The organism is Kitasatospora sp. MAP5-34 (assembly GCF_029894335.1).
Taxonomy (GTDB): domain Bacteria; phylum Actinomycetota; class Actinomycetes; order Streptomycetales; family Streptomycetaceae; genus Kitasatospora.
The window spans coordinates 265,911-288,109 of sequence record NZ_JARXZC010000005.1; the positions used below are offsets into that span (position 1 = coordinate 265,911).

Genomic DNA, 22,199 nt, shown 5'->3' on the forward strand with positions numbered 1-22,199 from the left:
TCGGGTGGCCTCGGCGCTTCATCCGGATAGAGTCGGGCAGTGCCCGAGTTGAAACAGCTGCAGGCCGGCCATGCCCCGGCGGTCCTGGCCTTCGAGCTGGCGAACCGCGCCTACTTCGCTGCCTCGGTCTCCGACCGTGGTGACGAGTTCTTCGACCGGTTCACCGACCGGCACAACGCTTTGCTGGCCGAGCAGGAGGTCGGCATCAGCGCCTTCTACGTGTTCGTCGCCGAGGACGGCTCGGTTCTGGGCCGGTTCAACCTGTACGACTTCGAGGACGGCACTGCCGTACTCGGCTACCGGGTCGCACAGCACGTCGCCGGGCGCGGCGTGGCGACCGCAACCGTTCGGGAGCTGTGCCGGCTGGCGGCAGTGCGGCATGGGCTGCACACACTGCGGGCGGCCACCGCTGGCGAGAACGTCGCGTCCCAGAAGGTACTGACCAAGGCCGGGTTCGTCCCGGTCGGCCCGGCCGGCCCGGCCGACCTCGGCGGTAAGCGGGGCACCTGGTATCAGTGCGACCTGGTGATCCAGCCGTAGAACGATCAGTCCTCAGCCCGCAGTCGTGGCAGGGCCTCTTGTGCGTCCGGATGGTTTCGTCATCCCTGGACTACCAAGAGGCCCTGCTTCTGCCCGCAGTTGTTCGGTGAACCGGTGCACCCCGCCGAGAGCTGTGGACCGGTGTTCCCGGGCTCTCGGACCCACGCTTGAAAGGTGGGACAAGCTCAAGCTCCCGCCCGGGGGCGGCAGTCTCTCAGCGGACGGTCACGGTGATCGGCGCGGAGGTCCGGTCCGTCACCAGGTGGCCGCCGCGCGACACGAGCAGGCGGGACCGGAACTGCTCCTGCCCCTTGCGGTCGGCCCGCGCGTTCAGCACCAGCTGCCGGCCCGCCTTCGGCGAGCAGGCAAGCTGCCGCCAGGCCCCCGCGCCTATCCGCTCGTCGATGCAGACGTACGTGACGCGCGCCGCGTCATCGTCGCCCCGGGCCGTCACGTGGACACTCTGCCCGACGTGCCGCGTGTGGGCACTGACGGAGATCGACAGGTCCGACTTCGCGGAGGCGGTGCCGGCCGCGATCCCGACCAGCCCTGCTGCCACCGCTGCGGTGGCGACGGTACGGCGAAGCGTGATGTTCATGGTTCCCCCCAGGTATCGAAGACGCGATCGCGTCACTGAAGAGCAATACGCAGCAGCGGCCCACCCGGTTGCAGCAATCCCACAGCAAATTCCCAGGATTCCCACCCGCGACGCACCGGCCCGCTCCCGGCTCAGCGCGTTGCCTCCGTGCTCGCCATCACCGCCGTCGGATCCTGGTACACGGCGTCCAGCGCGAGCAGTGCCGCTCCCCGCGCCGTCCCCGCCAGGCCGAGCCGGGAGAGGACGATCTCGCAGCCGCCGGTGTCGGGCGCCATCACCAGCTCGCGCACCTGGGCCGTGACCGCGTCGATCAGGTGCTCGCCGAAGAAGGCGAAGTGCCCGCCCAGCACCAGCAGTCGCGGGTTGAGGATGTCCGCCAGCAGGGCCAGCCCGGGGGCCAGGTGGTCGGCGATCCGGCTGAGCGCCGTCAGGGTGCGCGGGTCGCCGGCCTGTGCGCGGTCGCGCAGTTCGGCCAGCCGCTGCCCGAGGTCGATCATCGGGTCGCAGACCAGGTCGGTCGGCTCGGCGGCGTACCGTAGCAGCGCGTCCCGCCCCACCGTGGTCTCCCAGCAGCCACGCCGTCCGCAGGCGCAGGGCTCGTCCGAGGGGACCAGCCGCAGATGCCCGACCTCGCCCGCGTATCCGCCGACGCCGCGCACGAGTTGGCCGCCCGCGATGATGCCGACGCCGACGCCGGTCTGGCCGGTGACGTAGACCAGGTCGCGCACGTTGTCGGCGGAGGCCAGCACGTATTCGGCCAGCGCGCCGAGCTTGGCGTCGTTCTCCAGGTGCAGTTCCGGGGTGTCGGGCCCGAGCCGCTCACGCAGGCCGGCCAGCGCCCGGACCTCCCGCCACCCGATGTTGGACGCGTACTTGACGATCCCTGCGTCCATGTCCACGGCGCCGGGCGTGGCCAGGGTGACACCGACGACATGCCCGCCCGCAGTGTGTACGGCGGCCATCCCGTCGGCGGTCAGCTGGGCCACCGCGTCCAGTGCCGCCTCGGGGCCCACGGCCCGGACGTCCAGCGGGGTGCGCCGCTCGAAGGTGACCTCGCCGCGCAGGTTGAGGGCGAGCAGGCCGATGTAGTCCACGTTGATCTCGGCGCCCAGGCCGTGGACGCTGCCGCCGTCGACCTCCACCGCCTGGCCGGGGCGGCCGACGGCGCCACGGTCGCGTTCCGCCTCACCCTCCCGCACGAGGCCGCCGTCCAGCAGTTCGGCGATCAGGTGCGAGACGGTGGCCTTGGGCAGGCCGGTGTCCTCGGCGATCCGGGCCCGGGAGCGCGGGCCCTCGTCCCGCAGCAGCCGCAGCACCATGCCCAGATTCGCCCGGCGGGAGGCGGACCGGTCCCGCGCGACGGCCGGGCGCGCCATGGCCAGCTCGCGCACGCCCGTTCCCTGCAGCGCCTGCTTCACCAACCGCTCCTCTCGTATGTCCGGACCCAGCCTATTGACTTGCCCGAAGTTAGTTCAAACAATAGCCGAACGAATTGGACCTGTTCGCTCTTGGGCTTGTTCGATCCAGCGCTCCTCCCCACCTACGACCTCCAGGAGACACCTGATGAAGGCAAGAACCCACTCCCTGGCCGGTGCGGTCGCGGTCCTCACGGCCGTGGCCGTCGTCAGCGGCTGCTCCTCCAGCGGCTCCGGGGCGACGGGCACGGCCGGTTCGGCCGGTTCGGCTGGTGGCGTGGTGAAGCTGGACTTCTGGGGCTGGGCGCCGGGTTACGACCAGTCGGTGGCGCTGTTCAACCAGACCCACCCCGGCATCCAGGTCACCTTCGACAAGACCGCCTCCGGCTCCAAGGGCGGCTACACCAAGATGCTGACTGCGGCCAAGGCGGGCAACGCTCCCTGTCTGGGCCAGGTCGGCTACGAGACGCTGCCCAGCTTCGCCGCCGCCGGCGCGCTGGCGGACGTCGGCAAGTTCGCCGCCGCCGCAAAGCCGCAATTCGCCGACTGGACCTGGAAGCAGGTCACCATCGGCGGCCAGACCTACGGCATCCCGGTGGACACCGCGCCGATGGCCCTGATGTACCGCAAGGACCTGTTCGCCAAGTACGGCATCACCGCCCCGCCGGTCACCTGGGACGAGTACGCGGCCGACGCCGCCAAGGTGCACGCGGCCGACCCCAGCGTCTACCTGGGCGACCTGGGCAACGACGCCTACAACTACGCGGGCCTGGCCTGGCAGGCCGGCGCCGGCTGGTTCGGCACCGCCGGTGACCAGTGGCAGGTGAGTGTCGACAGTGCGGCCAACCAGCAGGTGGCCGGCTACTGGCAGGGCCTGCTGGACAAGAAGCTGCTCAAGACCGATCCGAGCTACGACCCCTCGCTCTACAGCGACATGGCGAGCGGCAAGGTGCTCTCCGACGTGAACGCGGTCTGGGACGCGCCGATCATCGCCAGCAGCGTCAAGGCCGGCGCGGGCCAGTGGGCGGTCGCGCCGATGCCGGTCCGGGACGCCGCCAACCCGGTGTACGGCAACGACGGCGGCTCGGCCACCGCAGTGCTCAAGGGCTGCGGCCACGCGAAGGAGGCGACCGAGTTCGCCACCTGGATGAGCACCGACGCGGCCAGCGTCAGCAACCTGATCAAGGTCACCGGGATCTACCCGGCCGCCACCTCGGGCCTGTCCAACCCGGCGCTCTCGGCGCCCGACGCGTTCTACGGCGGCCAGACCATCTTCGACGTGTTCAAGGCGGAGAGCGCGCACATCAACACCGACTGGCAGTGGGGTCCGACCATGACCCAGACCTCCACCGACCTCGGTGACGGGCTCGGCCAGGCCGGCACCGGCGGCACCTCGCTGCCGAACATGCTCGCCACCGTGCAGACCAAGACGGTGGCAGGGATGAAGCAGCAGGGCCTGAGCGTCTCGGGTAGCTGACCCACCGTCAGCTGACCCGACCCGCGCCCCACCCCCCGAAAGGCGGTACATCCATGACCACCGCTCTCCATGAGCGGGCAGCCGGCCGGACCACGGCCGCCGGCGCGCGCCGCACCGGCCGCCGCCGTCGCGGGCGGCCCGTCGTGCTCTTCCTGGCCCCGTTCCTGGTGCCGTTCGCGGCGCTCTACCTGGCCCCGATCGGCTACACGGTCTACCAGAGCCTGTTCCGGATGCACCGCTCGGGCCTCGGCCTGACCGCACCCACCCAGGTGTTCACCGGACTGTCCAACTACGCCACCGCGCTGGGCGATCCGGACTTCCGCAGCTCACTGCTGCGGGTCCTGCTGATCGGCGCGGTGCAGGTGCCGCTGATGCTGCTGCTCGCGCTCGGCCTGGCCCTGCTGCTGGACGCCAGGTCGACGCTCTTCAAGCGCTTCTTCCGACTGGCCTTCTTCCTGCCCTACGCGCTGCCCGGCGTGGTCGGCGCCATCATGTGGTCCTACCTGGTCGCGCCCGGTCTGAGCCCGATCACCGCAGCCGCCCACCACCTGGGCCTGCACCTGGACCTGACCTCGAACGCCATGCTGGCCCCCACCATCGGCAACATGCTGACCTGGGGCTGGACCGGCTACAACATGCTGATCATCCACTCCGCCCTGCAGGCCATCCCCGCCGAACTCAGCGAGGCTGCCACCATGGACGGCTGCTCGGCCTTCGGCATCGCCTGGCGGATCAAGGTGCCGCTGGTCCGCCCGGCGCTGGTGCTCACCACGGTCTTCTCGATCATCGGCACCGCCCAGCTCTACAACGAGCCGGCCATCCTGCACAACGTCGCCCCCAACCTGTCCAGCACCTACACCCCGATCTACGCCGCCTACGACGCCGTGAACGCCAACAACTTCAACGCCGCCGCCACCGAGTCGGTCATCCTCGCCCTGCTCGCCTTCGTGCTCTCCTTCGGATTCCTCAAGCTGGTCCAGCGCCGGGGAGCTGCCCTGTGAACGCCAACTCGGCGGTACGCCACGGGCTTTCCCGCTGGCTGGTGCTCGGTGTCCTACTGGTCGCCTCGGTCTACTTCCTGGCACCGGTCTGGTGGCTGCTGGTCTCCTCCACCAAGACCAACGCCGACCTGTTCCGTGGCAACGGCTTCTGGTTCGCCCACTTCGCGCTCCTCGGCAACGTGCACCAGGTCTTCGCCCAGCAGGGCGGCATCTACTGGCAGTGGCTCGCCAACAGCGCGCTCTACGCCGTCGGCGGCGCGGCCGTCAGCACCCTGATCGCCGCGCTGGCCGGCTACACCCTGGCCAAGTACCAGTTCCGGGGGCGGGAGTTCACCTTCAACTCGGTGCTCGCCGCAGTGCTGGTCCCGCAGCCGCTGCTCGCCGTCCCGCTCTACCTGATGTTCTCCGGCGTCCACCTGGTGAACACCTACTGGGCCGTGCTGCTGCCCAGCATGGTCAGCCCGTTCGGCGTCTACCTGGCCCGGATCTACGCCGGCGCCTCGGTCCCCGACGAGATCATCGAGGCCGGACGGATCGACGGCGCAGGCGAGTTCCGGATCTTCGCGACCATCGCGCTGCGGGTGATGTCCCCGGCCCTGGTCACCATCTTCCTGTTCCAGTTCGTCGCGATCTGGACCAACTACCTGCTGCCGGTGCTGATGCTGGCCAACGACCACCTGCAGCCCGTCACCGTCGGCATCGTCGGCTGGCAGGCCCAGCGCGGGATCGGGCCCACCGCCGTGCCGTTCAACATCGTGATCACGGCGGCCGCGATCTCCGCGATCCCGCTGGTCGTCCTCTTCCTGTCCCTGCAACGCTTCTGGCGCTCCGGCCTGGTCGCCGGCAGCACCAAGTGAGGAGTGCCGGCATGCCCGCCAGGTACCACCTGCGCTTCCAGCTCCACCCCACTCCGGAAGCCGCCCAGCAGGCAACAGAGTTGGCCAAGTTCTGCGGCGAGGCCGGTGTCACCGAGGTGGTGCTGCTGCTCGGGGCCGAGGAGCTCTACGCGGGCCACCCGGCCGGACCGGCCGAGGACCTGCTGTTCGAGACCGCCGCGACCGCGACCACGATCCTGCGCGAGGCCGGCCTGGACGTCAGCCTCAACCCCTGGGTCACCGTCGGCCATGCCGACCGAGGCCGCGCCGATCTGCTCGGCTTCGCCCCCATGGTCGACCCCCAGGGCACCGCCGCCACCGCCCAGGCCTCCTTCGCCTGCCCGCGCTGGCGCGCCTGGTTCGTCGCCCAGTACGCCCGGTACGCCACCCTGGACCTGCGGGTCCTGTGGCTGGAGGACGACTTCCGCTACCACAACCACGCCCCGCTGCAGTGGGGCGGCGGCTTCGAACCGCTGATGCTGGACCGGTTCGCGGCGGCCGCCGGAGAGCCGGTCACCCGGGAGCGGCTGGTGGCCGCCATCACCTCGCCGGGGGAGCCCCACCCGTGGCGCGCGCTGCTGCAACAGGTCTGGCGCACCGCCCAGTTGGAGACTGCCGAACTGGTGGCCAAGGCGGTCGGCGAGTGTTCCGGCGGACGCGTCCGGCTCGGCCTGATGAGTTCCGAACTCGGCGTCCACTCGGTGGAGGGCCGCGACTGGCCGGCCCTGTTCGAAGCACTGAGCATCGACGGCCGGGTCGCCCACCGCCCGCACTTCGCCCGCTACGGCGATGCGCCCGGGCGCGAACTCAGCTTCTCCGTCTGGATGCTGGAAGCCCAACGGGCACTGCGACCGGCGCACGCCACCAGTGAACCCGAGATCGAGAACTGGCCGCACACCGCCTGGTCCAAGTCCGACACCCAGACCTGGTCCGAGCTGGTCGCCGCCGGGCTCGCCGGATCCGATGCGATGTTCCTCAACGTCCACCCCATGCAGTCCGGCCGCGCCCAGCGCTTCCCGCGTGTCGCCGACCTGCTCCGCCGCTCCCGCCCCGCACTCGACTGGGTCGCCGAACGGCAGCCGCGCCTGCCGACCACCCACGGTGTCGGCCTGCCGATGCCGCAGCACGCGGCCGCCCACGTGCGCACACGGGCCGACGGCGGGCTCGCCGGGCTCGCCGTCGACGCCGGACCCACCGCCGACCACCTGCTGCGCTACGGCGTGCCGGTCACCGCCGCCCGCGCCCCCGTGCAGGCGTTGTTCGGCCAAGCCGCCTGGGCCTTCGCCGACTTCGAGGTCGAGCTGATGCTGGCCGGCGGGCTGCTGCTGGACGGCGTGGCCGCCGAGGTGCTGACCCGGCGCGGCTTCGGCCGACTGCTCGGGATCACCACCTGCGAGCTCGTCGAGCGCGAGGCCACCGGCCCGGCCGGCCCGTACGCCCTGGAGCACGTACGGGACCAGGACGTGTACCTGAGCGTCAACGGCCAACCCGCGCTGGCCCGCCTGGCGTTGGCCCCCGGAGCCGAGTCCTGGACCACGATCCTGACCCCCGGCCGGCAGACCTGGGGCCCCGGCCGGTTCGTGTTCCGCAACGAACTCGGCGGCCGGGTGGCGGTGTTGGCCGCGACCGCAGCGCAGCTCCTGCCGTACGACGACGACGGCCAGCGCCTGCTGCACACCATGGTCCGCTTCCTCGAAGCCGACCGGCCCGCCCTGCCCCTGGTCAGCGGCGGCCCCCACCTGATCCCGCACCTCTCGCACACCGAGCGCGGCTGGCAGCTCGCGGTGGCCAACGGCAGCGCCGACCCGGTCCGACCGCGCATCACCCTGCCGGGCGCCCCGAAGGCCGCCGCCGCCACCCTGCTGGCCCCGCTCGCCCCACCGACCTCAGCCCGCCTCGACCAGCACCGCCGCGAGCTGATCCTCGGCCAGGACCTGCCGCACCGCGGCTGGCTGGTCGTGAACTGGCACTGACTCCATCGAAGCCCGCCCCACAACGGTGTGCTCCGCACAGTAAGGAGAATCCGTGTTTCCCCCACTCCGCGGCCCCCTGACCGCGATCCTCACCAGCACGGCCCTGAGCCTCGCCGGCCTGGCCGCCACCCCGGCGGACGCCACCCCGGCCGCCACCGTCCGCACCACCGGCTACACCGTCTCCGTCTCGGCCCCCGTGCCGTTCGGCAACATCAGCGACAGCCCCGCCGCGCCCTACACCGACAAGGACGGCACCTTCCACTACCAGGAGTCCGACGCCCTCTACGGCGCCAACGACAACCGCTCCTGGGGCTTCTTCACCGGCACCGACTTCGACTCCGCCGCCTCCGACAGCGCCCTGGACAACGCGGTCAACCCCGCCAACGCCAACGACATGAACAACGACACCACCTGGCGCTGCAACAACAGCCCGACCGGCCTGAGCGCGACGTACTCCGTCGGCAACTCCGGCTACGCGCAGAAGAACTACTGCGACCTGGTCGGCACCTGGGTGGACCCCGACACCGGCGACTGGTACGGCCTGGTGCACAACGAGTTCACCCCCTCGCCGTTCAACGACGGCCTGCACTACGACGCCATCGACTACGCGGTCTCCACCGACCAGGGCCACACCTGGACCATCAAGGACCACGCCATCACCTCGCCGTACAGCACCCAGCGCGGCGACACCACCCAGTTCCCCGGCCAGACGTACTACTACGGCGACGGCGACCAGCGGCTGTACGTCGACACCGCCTCCGGCTACTTCTACGTCTACTACGGCTCCCGCGTGATCGACAAGAGCGGCGGCTGGAAGGCCTTCTACGAGCACGTGGCGCGCGCCCCGATCGCCGCCAAGATGGCTCCCAGCTCCTGGCAGAAGTGGTACAACGGCTCCTGGTCCCAGCCCGGACAGGGCGGGCTGGAGAGCAACATGGTGCCCGTCGACGCCACCAACACCACCGGCTACACCCCGGCCACGGGCGAGTACAACCCGGCCAACACCGGGACCTCCGCCCAGCAGATTGCGGCCGGCCAGATGCCCGCGACCTCACCGCTGTTCGTCATGGACGTCACCTACGACGCCTACCTGGGCCTGTACATCGGCGAGCCGCAGGGGGTCGACCAGAGCGGATCGGCGCCGCAGCAGTTCTACGCCACGGCCGACCTGGCGTCCCAGAAGTGGTTCCTGCTCGGCGACACCGGCAGCTACCACACCGCCTCCTGGTACCGCTGGTTCCTGGACGGCGCCAACCGGACCACCAACGCCGTCGTCGGCAAGACCTTCCGCTCCTACTGCGCCTGGTCCTGCGCGAACGGCTCCAACGGCGAGTACACCGACATCACCGTCGGCTCGCAGAGCCCGGCGGCTCCGGTGGACACCACCAGGACCTACCGGATCGGCAGCGCCGGCGGCCGGGTGCTCGCCCAGGTCTCCGGCAGCTCCGCCGCCACCTCCCTGGGCGCGGCCACCGGGTCCGCGCTGGAGTCCTGGAACTTCACGGCGAACGGGGACGGCTCCTACGGGATCGTCAACTCCGCCACCGGGCAGCTGCTCGGCGTCGACTCGACCCGGACGGCCGACCGCGCCTGGGGCGCCGCGCCCACCGTCACCGCGCCGGGCTCGGGCGGTCCGTCCGTCGGGCGGCAGTGGTTCGTGCTGCCGGACACCTCACCGGCGGGCGGCTTCCACCTGGTCAACCGGTACAGCGGCCTGGTGCTCGGACTCTCCTCCGACAGCAGCCGGCTCGCCGAGACCACGCCCGCCCGCAGCTGGACCGACACCACCGGCAGCGCGGTCGGCGGTGCCCGTACCGCCGACGAGCAGACCCTGACGTTCACCCCGACCGGCACGACCCTGGCCGGCACCCACACGCTGACCGCCTCGGGCAAGGCACTGGACGACCCCAACCACTCCACCACTCCGGGCACCCAGCTGATCACCTGGACCGCCAACGGCGGCGGCAACCAGACCTGGGTCTTCACCCGGCAGTCCGACGGCTCCTACCAGATCGCCAACGGCCAGTCGAAGCTGTGCATGGACGTCAGCGGCGGCTCCATTATTGCCGGCGCCCAGGTGATCCAGTGGACCTGCACCGGCAACAGCAACCAGCACTGGGTGGTGACAGCGGTGAGCGGCGGCTACACCATCGCCTCCCGGAAGAGCGGGCTGCTGCTGACCACCACCTCGGCCTCGGACGGCTCGCCGGTCACCCAGCAGACCGACACCGGCTCGGCGCTGCAGCACTGGAACATCAACGGCATCTAGCAAGGGAATCCCGGCCCTTTACGGCTCGGGAGGAATTGCTTCCCTGACCTGGAGGCGCGGAGCACCTGAGTGCTCTGCGTCTCCATGGTGACGGTCGGTCGGGGCGTTTCGGGTACGGCTCCGCAAGCCCCAACAGGTCGCGCTGCACTCCTGGGCGTTCGCCCAGCTCGGACAGTTCATCACCTACAAGGCCCAGCGGGCCGGAGTCCGGCTGGTGTACGTCGATCCGGCGTACACCAGCCGGCGGTGCTCCTGGTGCGGACACACCGCGAAGAACAACCGACCCGATCAGGCGAGTTCCGCCTGTTGATCTGACCTGACCCGCAACCGCGTGCGTCCGGGCCTTGGCGTCGGTCACGCCTCGGCGCCCTCCGGGGCGAGCTCGTAGAAGCCGGGGCCGTCCAGGAACCGGATGGTGTTGGCGTCGCGCAGGACTGCTTCCTCCGTCTCGTGCAGCAGGAGTACGGACCCGGTGTACGTCATGTCGTCGACGGTGCGGGTGATCCGGTCGCCCGGCTGGAGGTAGGTCTGGAGGTTGTGGAAGCTGTCCAGGCGCCGGACGGCGTCCAGGTCGCGGTACCCCCGCAGCGCCCCTTCGACCGGTGAGACCAGTGCGATGTGACCGACGTGCCGAGCCTTGCGGTAGTCCTCGTCGGCCAGCCGGTGGAAGCCCTCGGGGTCGAGGTACGCCCGTACCGTCCAGTCGAGCTGGGACTCGCCGATGGCGAGCTGCGCGTGCACGGGCAGCCTGCCGCCGGAGAGGCGTGCACCGACCTCGACGAGCCTCGGCCCGTCGTTGGTCAGCTTCACCTCAAGGTGCGCCGGACCGTGCTGGATGCCGAGTGCGTCGAGCACCCGCTCCGTGTACTCGGCCAGCTGGTCCTGCACCTCACCTCGCCGGGCCATCAGGTAGATGCCGTCGACGAGGTCCGACACGCCGTTGACGGAGAGCCGCGTGGTCCGCCAGATCTCACAGATCCGGTGGTGACCGTCGCGGCTCACCGTGTTGACCATGTACTCGGTCCCGTAGAGGTACTCCTGCGCCACCACCCCGGCATTGCGCTCGGAGAACACGTTGACGGTCCCGGCCGTCTTCAGGTACGCGGCCACGGACTCCTCGGGCGTGTCGCAGAAGAAGACGTGGTCGTTGCCCGAGCTCCGGAGCGGCTTCACGACGACGCGGCCGCCCAGGGAGTGGTGCCACTGCGCCAACTCCTCCTCGTCGGTGACCTGGAGCTGACGGGCTCCGGGGACACCGGCCTGCTTGATCGTCTCGATCATCACGTACTTGTCGCGCCGGGCCTCGCTCAACTCCACGCCGTTGCTGGCGAGTCCGAGCGCCGAGCTGAGCGCGTCGGCGAGCGGGACGCCGAGCTCACAGCCGGCCACGACGGCCACCGGGGCGTACACGGCGAGGCGTGCGACGGTGGTGGCGAGGTCCTCGTGGACGACGGTGTCCGCATAGCCCTCCAGCGCGTACGACGCCTGGTAGACCTGAGGTACCTCCTTGGTGCTCTGCACCCTGATCAGGGTCGCCCCGGCCTGCCGGAAGTGTTCGGCGAGCTGCACGGCCGGGATGTAGGGATCGACGAGGACGACGTGGCGCAGGGCGGACATCACAGGCTCTCTTTCTCAAGGTGGGCAGAAGCGTCAAGGAAGGCGGGTACGGCTTGCGCGCGTGTGCGCATCGCGGGGCCGGCCAGCAGGGAGACGAGCAGGATGAAGGCGCCGACCGTGGTGAAGCCGAGGGACGTGCCCCCGTGGTCCAGGGCCGTGCCGACGACCGGCCCGCCGAGCGCGGCGCCGGCGGCCGTCGCCGTGGAGTACAGACTCAGCGCCGAGGCCCGGGCCCCGCTCACGGCGAAGGTGCTGGCGGCGGTCGCGGTGGACGCGAAGGCCGGTGCGTTCAGCAGGGCGGCGGGCAGCATCGCCACGGCCAGCCAGGGGACACCGCCCACGAGGCCGACGGGGATCGTCACGGCGCCGAGGGCGGCCACGGTCAGAGCGGCCGGGGGACGGCGCGACAGACTCCCGTAGACGAGACCACCGGCCATCGAGCCCAGGCCGACACCCACCAGGACGGGGCCGATCCACGCCGTCTGGCCGTGCTGCCGAAGCGCTCCGATGATCCCCAACTCCGTGCCGGAGGCGAACATCCCGGCGGCCAGTGCGCAGGCGCAGGCCGCGACCAGCCCCCGGTTGAGCCACTGGCGCAGCGAGGGCAGCGGGGCGTCCGACGGCCGGTCCTCGGCGCGGGGTTCCACCCGAGGGTTCCGGACGATCACGGCCAGGCAGTTCACGACCAGCAGCAGCCCGAGTGCCCGGACGGCGAGGGCAGTTGACGTCTGGGTCGCCAGCACGACAGCGAGCGACGGGCCGATCAGGTACGAGACGGTGGTCAGCATGGAGTCCACGGCGAAGGCCGTGTGACGGTTCTCCTCGGGTACCAGGCCGGTGATGGCCAGGCGGGAGATCGTCGATCCCTGGACGATGACCAACCCCGACAGCGGGGCGGCGACGAGCAGGGCGGGGTACGGCAGCCCTGCCGCCAGCCCCCAGAACAGGGCCTGGCTCACGGTGGCGACGATCAGCACCGGCCGCAGCCCGTGCCGGTCGATCCGGCGCCCTTGGAACGGGGAGCCCGCGGCGGCACCGGCGGTCCACAGCGCGATGACCAACCCGGCCTGCCCGTAACCGAGTTGCCGGGTGGTCGTCAGATGCAGGGTGAGGACCAGCGGTACGGCCACCAACGGGATCTTGATCAACGACCCCAGCAGTAGCATCGACCGCAATCCGGGGATTCCCAGAACTCGGCGATAGGCGTGCAGTGTTCTTGCCTTTCCTGATTGCGCTGCTGTGGTGTAAGAGCGGTCGCTCCAAGCCGGCGTCCGCCGTGGGTAAGCGCGGTCGCTCCGAGTCCGAGGTCAGTCTGCGATCCAGTACCGGGTGAGACGCCGGCGGGTGTCGGTGAAAGATGAACGCGCGTGGAACATTCGGTGGTTGTCCCAGATCAGCATCGCGTCCTCGGGAATGAGGACCGATACTCGGTTTTCCTGGAAGAAGTCCAGGGCCTGCTGGGCGAGTTCGACGCCCTCGGCACCGAGCGGCGGGTTCTGCGGGCCGGCCGGCTCGTCGAGGTCCTCGGAATAGCCGCCGGTCTGCAGGAGTGTGCAACTCAGGCGGTTGATCGTGCCGTGTTCCGTCTGCTCGACCAGGGGCTTCCAGAGCCCTTCGACGTCGGAATCCTCCACGTAGGACGGCCAGTACAACTCGGCCTCGCGCACCAGCCGTTCGTTGCTACTGCTCAGACCGGCGACGAAGTCGCGCGCGTCGGCGAGCATGGTCTGGCCGCCGCCGCAGGTGGCCTGGACGCGGCAGTGCAGCGCCAGGTAGCGCGGCGGGGGATTCTGACCGGGAGCCTCGGTGTGCGGCCGCAGGGTATGGGCGCTGCGGGTGTCACGCACCTTCTCGAAGCCCGGGTGGGCCATGATGTCGTACGCCAACGCCCCGGTGGTCTGCGGGACGACTGTCCCCAGCCGTCCGACCAGGTCAGCGGCCTCCTGCTGGGTGAGAGGGCCCTGCGTCAGCGCGAATCCACGCGAGGTCAGGTCGCTCACGATCTCGGAAGTTGTGTCATTCACCAGCGTCACCACCAGCATAACTCGTAGGATTTGATGAATAGTCAACCATACGAAGAGGCCCTCCATATGACTAACCTCAGCATCGGTGTACTCGCCTCCACGCATAAGAAGAACGAGAGGCGCGCCCCCCTCCACCCGGCCCATCTCCCGCTCATCGACGCCGATATCCGTGGCCGGATGTTCCTGGAGGCGGGCTACGGCCACTGGTTCGGCTTCTCCGACGAGCAACTAGCCCCCCATGTCGCCGGCATACTTTCCCGCCGCGACATCATCGCCGACTGCGACCTCGTCATCATGTTCAAGGCCACTCCTCGCGATCTCGCCGAACTGAGGGATGGTCAAATCCTTTGGGCAGCACCACACTTCGCCCAGAACATGGAGACGACACAGTTGGCGATCGACCACAAACTGACCGTCATTTCCATGGAGGCCATGCGCAACCGGCCCGAGGGCAGCGACATCGACCGCTTCGTGTTCCACGGCGTCTGCGAGATCGCCGGCTACTGCTCCGTCCAGCACGCGCTGCAGTCCGTCGGACGGACCGGGGCGTGGGGCAGGCCGCTGGAGAAGGCGGTCGTGCTCGGCTTCGGCTCCACCGGGCGGGGCGCGGCGATCGCCCTCCAGGCCCACGGCGTGGGCGGCCTCAGCGTCGTCACCCAGCGCCCGAGCTCCGCCGTCACCCCGCCCTGCGACACCGCGCGGATGGCCCAACTCCACTACGACCACGCCGATCCGGCTGCGAGCACCGTGACAGTCGAGGGCCGCACGGTCCCGCTGGTCGCCTTCCTCGCCGAGCACGATGTCGTCGTCAACTGCGTGATGCAGGACATCAACTCCCCGCAGGTCTACCTCACCGAGGACGACCTGCCCCGCTTCCCCTCCGGCACCCTCATCGTCGACATCTCCTGCGACGTCGCCATGGGATTCAGCTGGGCCCGCCCCACCTCCTTCGACGATCCCCTCGTCACGGTCGGCGACCACGTCCGCTACTACGCGGTCGACCACAGCCCGGCGCTGCTCTGGGACTCCGCCACCTGGGAGCAGAGCCAACCCAGCCTGCACTACCTGCCGATCATCGCCGACCCGCGGGCCTGGGACACCGACGAGACCGTCCGCCGGGCCATCGAGGTGCGCGAAGGCGTCGTCCAGAACCCCAGCATCCTCGCCTACCAGGGCCGTTCACCGCACTACCCCCACCACCCGCTTGCCGAGGACACCGCCCAGCCCGATGAGCTCGGCCGCCTCGCGAGCCTCACGGCCGGCTGACCCCTGCCTGCCCGACCCCCAGCTCCGGCCCGGCCCGTCCGACCGCTGCCGCGCACCCGCTCGGCATTCACCGCCTGCTCGACCACTCTCTCGGCGAACCACGCGAGAGGAACAGTGTCCGCTACGGCGTCCACTGGACCTGGACCGGTCCGAAGCTCTACGCCAACTACGCCGGTACCTCCTGGTCCTGGTAAGCACCGTCACGGTTGGCCCGCCCGCCCGCCCATCAGCGGGCGGGCGGGCCAACCGCATGTGTGGCGGCCGCCGGTAGGCCTGTGCACCTGACTCTTCTTCGTGGAGTCGCCGGAGCGGAAGAACGTCTACGACGGCACGGTCACACTCGACGACCATGGCGAGGCGGCCGTCACGCTGCCGGACTGGTTCGCCGTCCTGAACACCGGGCTCTGCTACCAGCTGACCCCGCTGGACGGCCCGGCGCCGGACCTTACGTCGTCCGTCACCCCGGCGGCGGCAGCTTCGAGGTCCGTGGCGGGGTGCCGGGGGCAGAGGTGTGCTGGCAGGTCACCGATGTCCGTCAGGACCCGTGGGCACGGGCCAACCCCGTGCTGGCCGAGGAGGACAAACCGCCCGAGGAACGCGGGTACTTCCTCCAGCCGGAGGCCCACGGCGAGCCCCCCCGAGCGCGGCATCTCCGCCCTTCGTCGGACGATCGGAGGATGGCCTAGCTGACGGTGTTCGCCCGAGGCTCTCGCGGGCCTCGGAACGGCAGCGTGCGGCTGAGGACGAGGTTGGTGGTGGTGCTGCCGAACTGGGCCAGCGCGTCGACGAGTTCCTCCAGGTGGGCCATCGAGGTGGCCGCCACCTTCAGGACGTAGCAGTCGTCCCCGGTGGTGCGCAGGCACTCCAGGATCTCCGGGCGCTCCCCGAGCAGCCGGTGCAGCGGCTCGTGCCGGGTCCCCGGGTACTTCAGCCGCACCACCGCCAGCACCGCGTGTCCGGTCCGCTCCAGATCCACCTCGGCCCGGTACCCCGTGATCACCCGGGCCGCCTCCAGCCGCCGCACCCGCTCGGTCGTCGCCGACGCGCTCAGGTTCACCCGCCGCGCCAACTCCGTGTACGCGATCCGGCCGTCCCGTTGGACCTCGTCCAGGATCGCCCAGTCCGTCGCGTCAAGACTCTCGGTCATCCGGCCAGATTACCGGTGAATCCACGGTCGAACCGCCCCTGAACAGGCAGGAATCCCTTCTGGCGGCCCAAGTCGGCTGACTAGGCTGCGGGTTGTGAAGATCGGAGTCAACATCCTCAATTTCGGCCCCGGCACCGACCCGGGTGTCCTGCGGAGCTGGGCCCAGACCGTGGAGGGCCTGGGCTTCGACCTGCTGATGGTCTCGGACCACGTCGCCATCACGCCCGACGTCGCCGTGCGCTATCCGGGCCCCTTCTACGAGCCCTTCACCACTCTGTCCTGGCTGGCCGGCCTGACCACCCGGGTCCGGCTCGGCACGACGGTCCTCATCGCCCCCTACCGGCACCCGCTGCTCACCGCCCGGATGGCGGCCAACCTCGATCAACTCAGCGGCGGCCGGCTGGTCCTCGGCGTGGGGGTGGGCTGGGCACGGCAGGAGTTCGCGGCTCTCGGGATCCCGTTCGAACAGCGTGGACGCCTGACCGACGATCACCTGCGCGACGTCCGGGCGGCCTGGGCGGACACCGCCGACTACGGAACCCGGAGCATCCCGGTCTGGGTCGGCGGCAACAGCGACGCGGGGATACGCCGGGCCGTACGGCTCGGGGACGCCTGGCATCCGCTGCGCTGCACCGTGCCGTGGCTGCGTGAAGCCGTGGTCAGGCTCAAGGCGTCCGCAGACGAGCAACAGCTCCCGGTGCCCGCCTTCGCCCCCCGGATCGCTCTCAAACTCACCTCGGTACCGGTCAGCGGACCGGAACGGCTCGCCGGTGAGGGCACGATCGAGCAGATCGTGGACGACCTCGACCAACTGCGCCTGTTGGGCGCCGAGACCGTCGTCCTCGACCCCTACAGCGGAGACCCCCGCGAGACCTGCCACCCGCAGGCGGGCTGGCAGGCACTCGCCACGGTGGCCGCGCAGTTCTACCCTCCCCGCACCAGAACGGAGCAGTCATGACCACACCCGACGACCACGCCCTCCTCCGGCAGGCCATCGCCCTCGCGGCCAAGGCCCGCGAGGGCGGTGACCCGCCGTTCGGGTCGCTGCTGGTGGCGCCGGACGGGACGGTGCTGGCAGCGGAGCACAACACCACCCTCACCGACCAGGACATCACCGCCCACCCGGAACTGAAGCTGGCTCGGTGGGCCGCGAGGGAACTGGACGCGGCCACGGCGGCGCGGACCACGATGTACACCAGCTGCCAGCCGTGCGGGATGTGCGAGGCGGTCATCCAGCAGGCGGGGCTACGGCGGGTGGTGTTCGCCCTGTCCAACGAACAGCTCCTGGACATCAGGCCGGGCAGCGGCCGGCCGCCCGTGCCGCAGGACGGCCCCGCGCTGCTCGACGAGGTGCGAGCCGTGGTCGAGGGGTACTACCGCTGAGCTCGGGGAAGATCTTGTAGAAGTACGCCGGGCCGTCCTGCGGAGCGCGCCGCCCCGCCCGTACGGGCGGCGGCGCGCCGTGGCTGCGGTCCACCGCGCGCCGCCGCACTCGTGCGCCGGCTCAGCGGGCCCTACCTGGAAGCGACGGTGGCGTGCATCTCCCACACCAGGATCTCCGCCGGCTCGACTGCGGTGACCTTCTGCCCGCCGATCGCGGTGAAGCGCACGGCGTCGCCGGCGGCCAGCGGGCCGACACCTTCCAGGGCGACGTTGCCGCGCGGGACGAACAGGTGCACGAAGGGGGCGTCGGGCAGCTCGACGCTCTGGCCGGGCTGCAGGCGGGCCGCATGCAGCGCCGCGTAGCGGTTCTTGATGCGGATGGCGGACGCGCCGGCGTGCCGGTCCATTCCGGAGGCGACCGGGATCAGGCCGCCGGACAGCAACTCGTCGTCGATTTCGAGCTGTTCGTAGCCCGGGGTGATGCCGCCCTCGTCGGGGACGACCCACATCTGGACGAAGTGGACGGGGGCGGTGTGGGCGTCGGCACCGCTGAGGCGCCAGGAGTCGTTCTTCTCCGAGTGCAGGATGCCGGTGCCGGCGCTCATGCGCTGGGCGAGTCCGGGGTAGATCACGCCGGAGTGGCCGGTGGAGTCCTGGTGGACCAGGGAACCCTGCAGCACCCAGGTGACGATCTCCATGTCGCGGTGCGGGTGGGTCTCGAATCCGCTGCCCGGCCGGACGATGTCGTCGTTGTTGACGAGCAGCAGGCCGTGGTGGGTGTTGGCGGGATCGAAGTGTCCGCCGAACGAGAACGAGTGCTTGGAGTCCAGCCAGTCGATTTTCGTGCCGGAGCGCTCGCCGGCGCGGCGGACGTCGATCTGCGGCTGGTTCGCGGTGGTGTTCAACTCGTGTGTCCTTTCGGGCGGTCCGGGAGCTCTCGCGAGGCCCCGGCGGTGTCTCGCGGCACCCTGCACGACAGAACATAGTCCACCATTCAACTATTCCGGGTCGCTGCGGCTGGTCCGGTCCTGCGCCGCAGGCGTGCGCACCAACTCGGCGGCCATGATCTTCCAGGACCCCAGAGCCGCCATCAACCCGCTGCGCCGCATCGGCGACTTCCTCACCGAGAGCCTGCGCCGGGGCTCCGGCCTGCGCCCGGCCGACGCCACCCGGCGCGCCACCGAGCTGCTCGAAGCCGTCGGCCTGAGTGCCGCCGCGCTGCGCCGCCACCCTGGCGAACTGTCCGGCGGCATGCTGCAACGCGTCATGATCGCGGCGGCCCTGATGGGCGAACCCGCCCTGCTCCTCGCCGACGAGCCCACCACGGCCCTGGACGTCACCACCCAGGCCGAGGTGGTGGCCCTGCTCGCCGACTTGCGGATGCGGTTCGGCACCGGCCTGCTCTTCGTCACCCACGACCTCGGCCTCGCCGCCGCCATCAGCGACCGGGTGTACGTCATGTACGCCGGACGGATCGCCGAGACCGGCCCGGCCGACGCCCTGTTCACCCGTCCCCGCCACCCCCACACGGCCGCACTGCTCGGCTCGACCCCTCGCCTGGACGCCCCGCCGGGCAGGCTCGCCGCCGTCGACGGCCAACCACCGGACCTGCGCGAGGAGTTGACGGGGTGTCCGTTCGCGCCGCGCTGCCGCTACGCCACCGACCGCTGCGCCGAGCAGGCGCCCGCCCCGCTGCCCGTCCCGGGCGATCCGGCCCGCCTGGTCGCCTGCCACCACAGCGACCAGCTCGAAGGGAAAGCCGATGACTGAGAGCATCAGCGGGGCAGCCGTCCTGGAGGTCAGCGGGCTGCACCGCACCTACGGGAGCGTCCACGCGGTCGACGACGTCTCGTTCACGCTGGCCGCCGGTGGCTCGCTCGGCATCGTCGGCGAGTCCGGATCGGGCAAGACCACCACCGCCCGGATCATCGTCGGCCTGGAGCGGGCGGACGCCGGACAGGTCCTGCTGCACGGCCGCGACCGGACCGGACACCTGCGCGGAAAGGCCCGACGACTGGCGCGGGCCCGCGAGATCCAGCTGGTCTTCCAGGATCCGTACCTCTCCCTGGACCCGCGCACCAGGGTCGGCGCCGTGCTGCGCGAGACCCTGCGCCTGCACTTCCCCGACACCGACCACCCCCGCCGGATCACCGAACTGCTCGACCAGGTCGGCCTCGGCACCCGGGCCGCCGACGCCCTGCCCCGGCAGCTCTCCGGCGGCCAGCGCCAGCGCGTCGCGATCGCGCGTGCGCTGGCCGTCGAACCGGCCGTCCTGGTCCTGGATGAGGCGGTGGCCGCCCTCGACGTCTCCGTGCAGGCCCAGATCCTCAACCTGCTCGCCGACATCCGCGAACAGACCGGCGTCGGCTACCTGTTCATCACCCACGACCTCGGCGTGGTGCGCTGTGTGACGGACGCGGTGATCGTGATGCGCCACGGCCGGATCGTCGAGTCCGGCCCCACCGCCTGCGTCCTCGCCGAGCCCGAACACCCCTACACCAGGCTGCTGTTGGAGTCCGTCCCCCGCCCGGGCTGGGATCCGCACGGCATCGCGGCCGCCCGCCGTGCGCTGTAGGGGAGCCGGACGCCCTCGGCGGGAGCCGCCGTCCGACCCCGGCCGGGAACTACGGCCACGCTGCGCCCGCCGCCAGTCCGCTGATGAGCGCCCGGATGACCGCCTCGGCATCGACCTGCGCGTCCAGGGACTGGATCGCGGCCAGCCCGTCCGCAGCGGAGGCCACCGCCTCGCCGAGCGGCAACGGGTCGAGGCCGCCGCCGCGTTCGTCCGCCAGCACCTGGAAGAGCCGGACGAAGCAGGCCCGCCAGCGCCGGTACTCGGCCTCGAGGCTGCTGCGGACCCGGTCGTCGTTCAGGGCGAACCAGTGCAGCGAGGAGTGCAGGCGGGACAGGTCCACGCCCTCCGGCTCGGTCAGCAGCCTGATCACGCGTTCGGCCCGCTGGGTGAAGTCCCCCGGGCTGTCGACGGCTTCTTCGAGGGGAGAGATCCACTCCGGTCGGATGTCCTCGATCACCGCGACGATGAGGTCGGTCCGGTCCTGGAAGTGGTAGTGGCACATGCCGTGCGACATCCCGCAGAGCGCGGCGACGTTACGGGTGGTGAACCGGGCCAGCCCGTCCCCGGTCAGCAGAGTCCGCGCGGCGGCGATCAGCCGGGCGCGGGTCTGCTCGCCCTTGGCGGAACTGCGTGAGCGCCCGCTCGGGCCGGCGGGGGCGGTCGACGACTCCGCCGGGGGAGCGGGGGTTTGGAGGTCCTTCGCGCGGGTGGCCACCCGGCAACTCTAACGAGTCCCCCGGCTGCCTGAACGGGCAGTCGGCAGTGCGCCAAGGTGTGCCCTTCGATCCCCGGTGTCGCCGGTGGCCCGCCAGCGAGGATCTGTCGAACGAACCGGTCCACGGTTCCACCCAAGGCAGGGGCTCAGGTGCGGGCTTCGGACGACAGGTCACCACTGGACGGGTCAAGTTCCCTACGGCCAAACCCCGCTGGGGCTCGTGCCGACGTGACCCCGGCCGGTCCGGAACCTGTCGGCCGGATCGGCGGCATGTCGCCGCCCGCCGCTCTGGCGCTCCAACGGGCGGTGGGCAACCGGGCGTTCACGGCGGCGTTGCAGCGCGAGCAGGGCAGCTCCCGACCCCGGCAGAGCCCGGGTGCGGTGGTGCAACGCGTACGGACCGACGGCCGGGCAGAGCTCACCCCCGAGCAGTTGCAGATCGTCACGCAGGCGCTGCGCCATGCCGTGGCCGTGGCAGAAGCGGCCGTGCAGACCCTGGCGCTTACCGACGACGAGACCGAGGACGCCCGCCTGGAGCTCTACCGGTATTGGTTCGGCTCCAACCTGTTCATGATGAAGGAGGTCAGACGGAAGTTCGGGCAACTCGTGGCCGAGCTCCCCGGGCTGGCCACCCATCTCGTGCCGTACGACCCGACCGAAGCCGTGGACGCCAAGGGCACGGTGGCGGACCAGGAGTTCGTCTGGGCGTGGACCAGGCAGAACGAGGTGATCCGCCTGACGACCTCGTTCTGGGGACTGACGCCTGAACGACAAGGCACCACTCTGCTCCACGAGTTGACGCACCGGCTCTGGGACACGACGGATGAAAGCAAGTTCGGTGAGGACAGGGCCCATGAGCTTGCCTGCCTGTCGTCGCCCGCAGCCTGCAACTGCGCCTACAACTTCGAGTACTACGCGAAATCCGCCCACGCCAACCCCGCACTCCAGGCCAGGCCGGAGCGGAATGAGGTGGCCCCGGAGCCAACGGGGGACCAGTCCTCGGGCAGCGGCCTCCCATTCGACTTCGACCTTCTCGATGGCATGAGCTTCGCCGACGAGGAGGGCTGAGGCGTAGCGGCCCCCCGGCCGAAAGCCACGAGCGGCCCGCATATTTGACGGATCGTCAGATATATTCCGTGCCTCACTTATTGACCGAGCGCTTGGTTAGGAATAGCGTCCGGGGCAACCTCGTGGAAGTCCCACGGATGGTTGACGGGAGGTCAGAGAAGGACTCTGTCGGTGATCTTGGGTTTGCAAGGTCATTTTCCTTGGCGCCACCAGAGGGGGCGGGGTAGGCCGCGGGCGTCGAGGTACTGCTGGAACG

At 70.6% G+C, this 22,199-nt stretch carries 20 protein-coding genes and 1 pseudogene; 13 read left to right on the top strand and 8 right to left on the bottom strand.

The features are described 5' to 3' along the window. The first annotated feature begins 39 nt into the window (after positions 1–39). Complete coding sequence (locus P3T29_RS07985; RefSeq protein WP_280715607.1) at positions 40–540, top strand: GNAT family N-acetyltransferase; 501 nt, start codon at positions 40–42, stop codon at positions 538–540. Positions 541–754: 214 nt separating this feature from the next. On the opposite strand, the gene P3T29_RS07990 is transcribed toward P3T29_RS07985, so the two are convergent. Continuing rightward, positions 755–1,138 carry a hypothetical protein gene (locus P3T29_RS07990; protein ID WP_280715608.1) on the bottom strand — a complete coding sequence of 128 codons (384 nt, stop codon included), beginning with the start codon at positions 1,136–1,138 and terminating at the stop codon, positions 755–757. A 131-nt stretch (positions 1,139–1,269) separates the two neighbouring features. Further along, complete coding sequence (locus P3T29_RS07995) at positions 1,270–2,556, bottom strand: ROK family transcriptional regulator (protein ID WP_280715609.1); 1,287 nt, start codon at positions 2,554–2,556, stop codon at positions 1,270–1,272. A 145-nt stretch (positions 2,557–2,701) separates the two neighbouring features. On the opposite strand from P3T29_RS07995, the gene P3T29_RS08000 reads away from it, so the two are divergent. The 6 genes and pseudogenes from P3T29_RS08000 to P3T29_RS08025 form a co-directional block, all read left to right on the top strand. Continuing rightward, positions 2,702–4,030 carry an extracellular solute-binding protein gene (locus P3T29_RS08000; RefSeq protein ID WP_280715610.1) on the top strand — a complete coding sequence of 443 codons (1,329 nt, stop codon included), beginning with the start codon at positions 2,702–2,704 and terminating at the stop codon, positions 4,028–4,030. 53 nt (positions 4,031–4,083) lie between these two features. Then, positions 4,084–5,031, top strand: coding sequence for a sugar ABC transporter permease (locus P3T29_RS08005; RefSeq protein WP_280715611.1), 948 nt, complete (start codon positions 4,084–4,086; stop codon positions 5,029–5,031). Then, positions 5,028–5,888, top strand: a complete 861-nt coding sequence (locus P3T29_RS08010; protein ID WP_280715612.1) for a carbohydrate ABC transporter permease — start codon at positions 5,028–5,030, stop codon at positions 5,886–5,888. The genes P3T29_RS08005 and P3T29_RS08010 overlap by 4 nt, the downstream gene beginning before the upstream one ends. Before the next feature lie 11 nt (positions 5,889–5,899). Beyond that, positions 5,900–7,879 carry a hypothetical protein gene (locus P3T29_RS08015; protein WP_280715613.1) on the top strand — a complete coding sequence of 660 codons (1,980 nt, stop codon included), beginning with the start codon at positions 5,900–5,902 and terminating at the stop codon, positions 7,877–7,879. Positions 7,880–7,931: 52 nt separating this feature from the next. Then, entirely contained in the window at positions 7,932–10,148 is a 2,217-nt protein-coding gene (locus P3T29_RS08020; protein ID WP_280715615.1) for an RICIN domain-containing protein, read from the top strand. A 109-nt stretch (positions 10,149–10,257) separates the two neighbouring features. Further along, positions 10,258–10,443, top strand: a pseudogene (locus P3T29_RS08025) (zinc ribbon domain-containing protein); the annotation flags it as partial. Positions 10,444–10,502: 59 nt separating this feature from the next. Here the strand turns inward: P3T29_RS08025 and P3T29_RS08030 are convergent. From P3T29_RS08030 to P3T29_RS08040, 3 genes are all read right to left on the bottom strand, one after another. Next, entirely contained in the window at positions 10,503–11,765 is a 1,263-nt protein-coding gene (locus P3T29_RS08030; RefSeq protein WP_280715616.1) for an ATP-grasp domain-containing protein, read from the bottom strand. Then, complete coding sequence (locus tag P3T29_RS08035) at positions 11,765–12,931, bottom strand: MFS transporter (protein ID WP_280715617.1); 1,167 nt, start codon at positions 12,929–12,931, stop codon at positions 11,765–11,767. The genes P3T29_RS08030 and P3T29_RS08035 overlap by 1 nt, the downstream gene beginning before the upstream one ends. 141 nt (positions 12,932–13,072) lie before the next feature. After that, the gene (locus tag P3T29_RS08040; protein WP_280715618.1) at positions 13,073–13,807 is read right to left on the bottom strand and encodes a TauD/TfdA family dioxygenase; all 735 of its coding nucleotides are present in this window, start codon (positions 13,805–13,807) and stop codon (positions 13,073–13,075) included. A 48-nt stretch (positions 13,808–13,855) separates the two neighbouring features. Between P3T29_RS08040 and P3T29_RS08045 the strand changes: the two genes are divergently transcribed. Continuing rightward, positions 13,856–15,055: an alanine dehydrogenase gene (locus P3T29_RS08045; RefSeq protein ID WP_280715619.1), complete on the top strand. Its 1,200-nt coding sequence runs from the start codon at positions 13,856–13,858 to the stop codon at positions 15,053–15,055. 682 nt (positions 15,056–15,737) lie between these two features. Here the strand turns inward: P3T29_RS08045 and P3T29_RS08050 are convergent. Beyond that, complete coding sequence (locus P3T29_RS08050; protein WP_280715620.1) at positions 15,738–16,202, bottom strand: Lrp/AsnC family transcriptional regulator; 465 nt, start codon at positions 16,200–16,202, stop codon at positions 15,738–15,740. Positions 16,203–16,296: 94 nt separating this feature from the next. Here P3T29_RS08050 and P3T29_RS08055 point away from each other — a divergent pair, with 94 nt between their 5' ends. Together P3T29_RS08055 and P3T29_RS08060 are read left to right on the top strand one after the other, a co-directional pair. Next, positions 16,297–17,160 (top strand): TIGR03619 family F420-dependent LLM class oxidoreductase, encoded by an 864-nt coding sequence (locus P3T29_RS08055; protein ID WP_280715621.1) that lies wholly within the window; start codon positions 16,297–16,299, stop codon positions 17,158–17,160. Next, a complete protein-coding gene (locus P3T29_RS08060) occupies positions 17,157–17,585 on the top strand; it encodes a nucleoside deaminase (RefSeq protein ID WP_280715622.1) in 429 nt (142 codons plus the stop codon). Before P3T29_RS08055 ends, P3T29_RS08060 begins: the two co-directional genes overlap by 4 nt. Positions 17,586–17,716: 131 nt before the next feature. Here the strand turns inward: P3T29_RS08060 and P3T29_RS08065 are convergent, their stop codons facing one another. Then, the gene (locus tag P3T29_RS08065; RefSeq protein WP_280715623.1) at positions 17,717–18,490 is read right to left on the bottom strand and encodes a pirin-like bicupin family protein; all 774 of its coding nucleotides are present in this window, start codon (positions 18,488–18,490) and stop codon (positions 17,717–17,719) included. A 136-nt stretch (positions 18,491–18,626) separates the two neighbouring features. On the opposite strand from P3T29_RS08065, the gene P3T29_RS08070 reads away from it, so the two are divergent. Beyond that, complete coding sequence (locus tag P3T29_RS08070; protein WP_348532803.1) at positions 18,627–19,355, top strand: ABC transporter ATP-binding protein; 729 nt, start codon at positions 18,627–18,629, stop codon at positions 19,353–19,355. Then, positions 19,348–20,160: an ABC transporter ATP-binding protein gene (locus P3T29_RS08075; RefSeq protein ID WP_280715624.1), complete on the top strand. Its 813-nt coding sequence runs from the start codon at positions 19,348–19,350 to the stop codon at positions 20,158–20,160. Before P3T29_RS08070 ends, P3T29_RS08075 begins: the two co-directional genes overlap by 8 nt. 49 nt (positions 20,161–20,209) lie before the next feature. Here P3T29_RS08075 and P3T29_RS08080 read toward each other — a convergent pair whose 3' ends face one another. Beyond that, positions 20,210–20,875 carry a TetR/AcrR family transcriptional regulator gene (locus P3T29_RS08080; RefSeq protein ID WP_280715625.1) on the bottom strand — a complete coding sequence of 222 codons (666 nt, stop codon included), beginning with the start codon at positions 20,873–20,875 and terminating at the stop codon, positions 20,210–20,212. 270 nt (positions 20,876–21,145) lie between these two features. Between P3T29_RS08080 and P3T29_RS08085 the strand changes: the two genes are divergently transcribed. Beyond that, positions 21,146–21,943 carry a M35 family metallo-endopeptidase gene (locus P3T29_RS08085; RefSeq protein WP_280715626.1) on the top strand — a complete coding sequence of 266 codons (798 nt, stop codon included), beginning with the start codon at positions 21,146–21,148 and terminating at the stop codon, positions 21,941–21,943. The last annotated feature ends 256 nt before the right edge of the window (positions 21,944–22,199 follow it).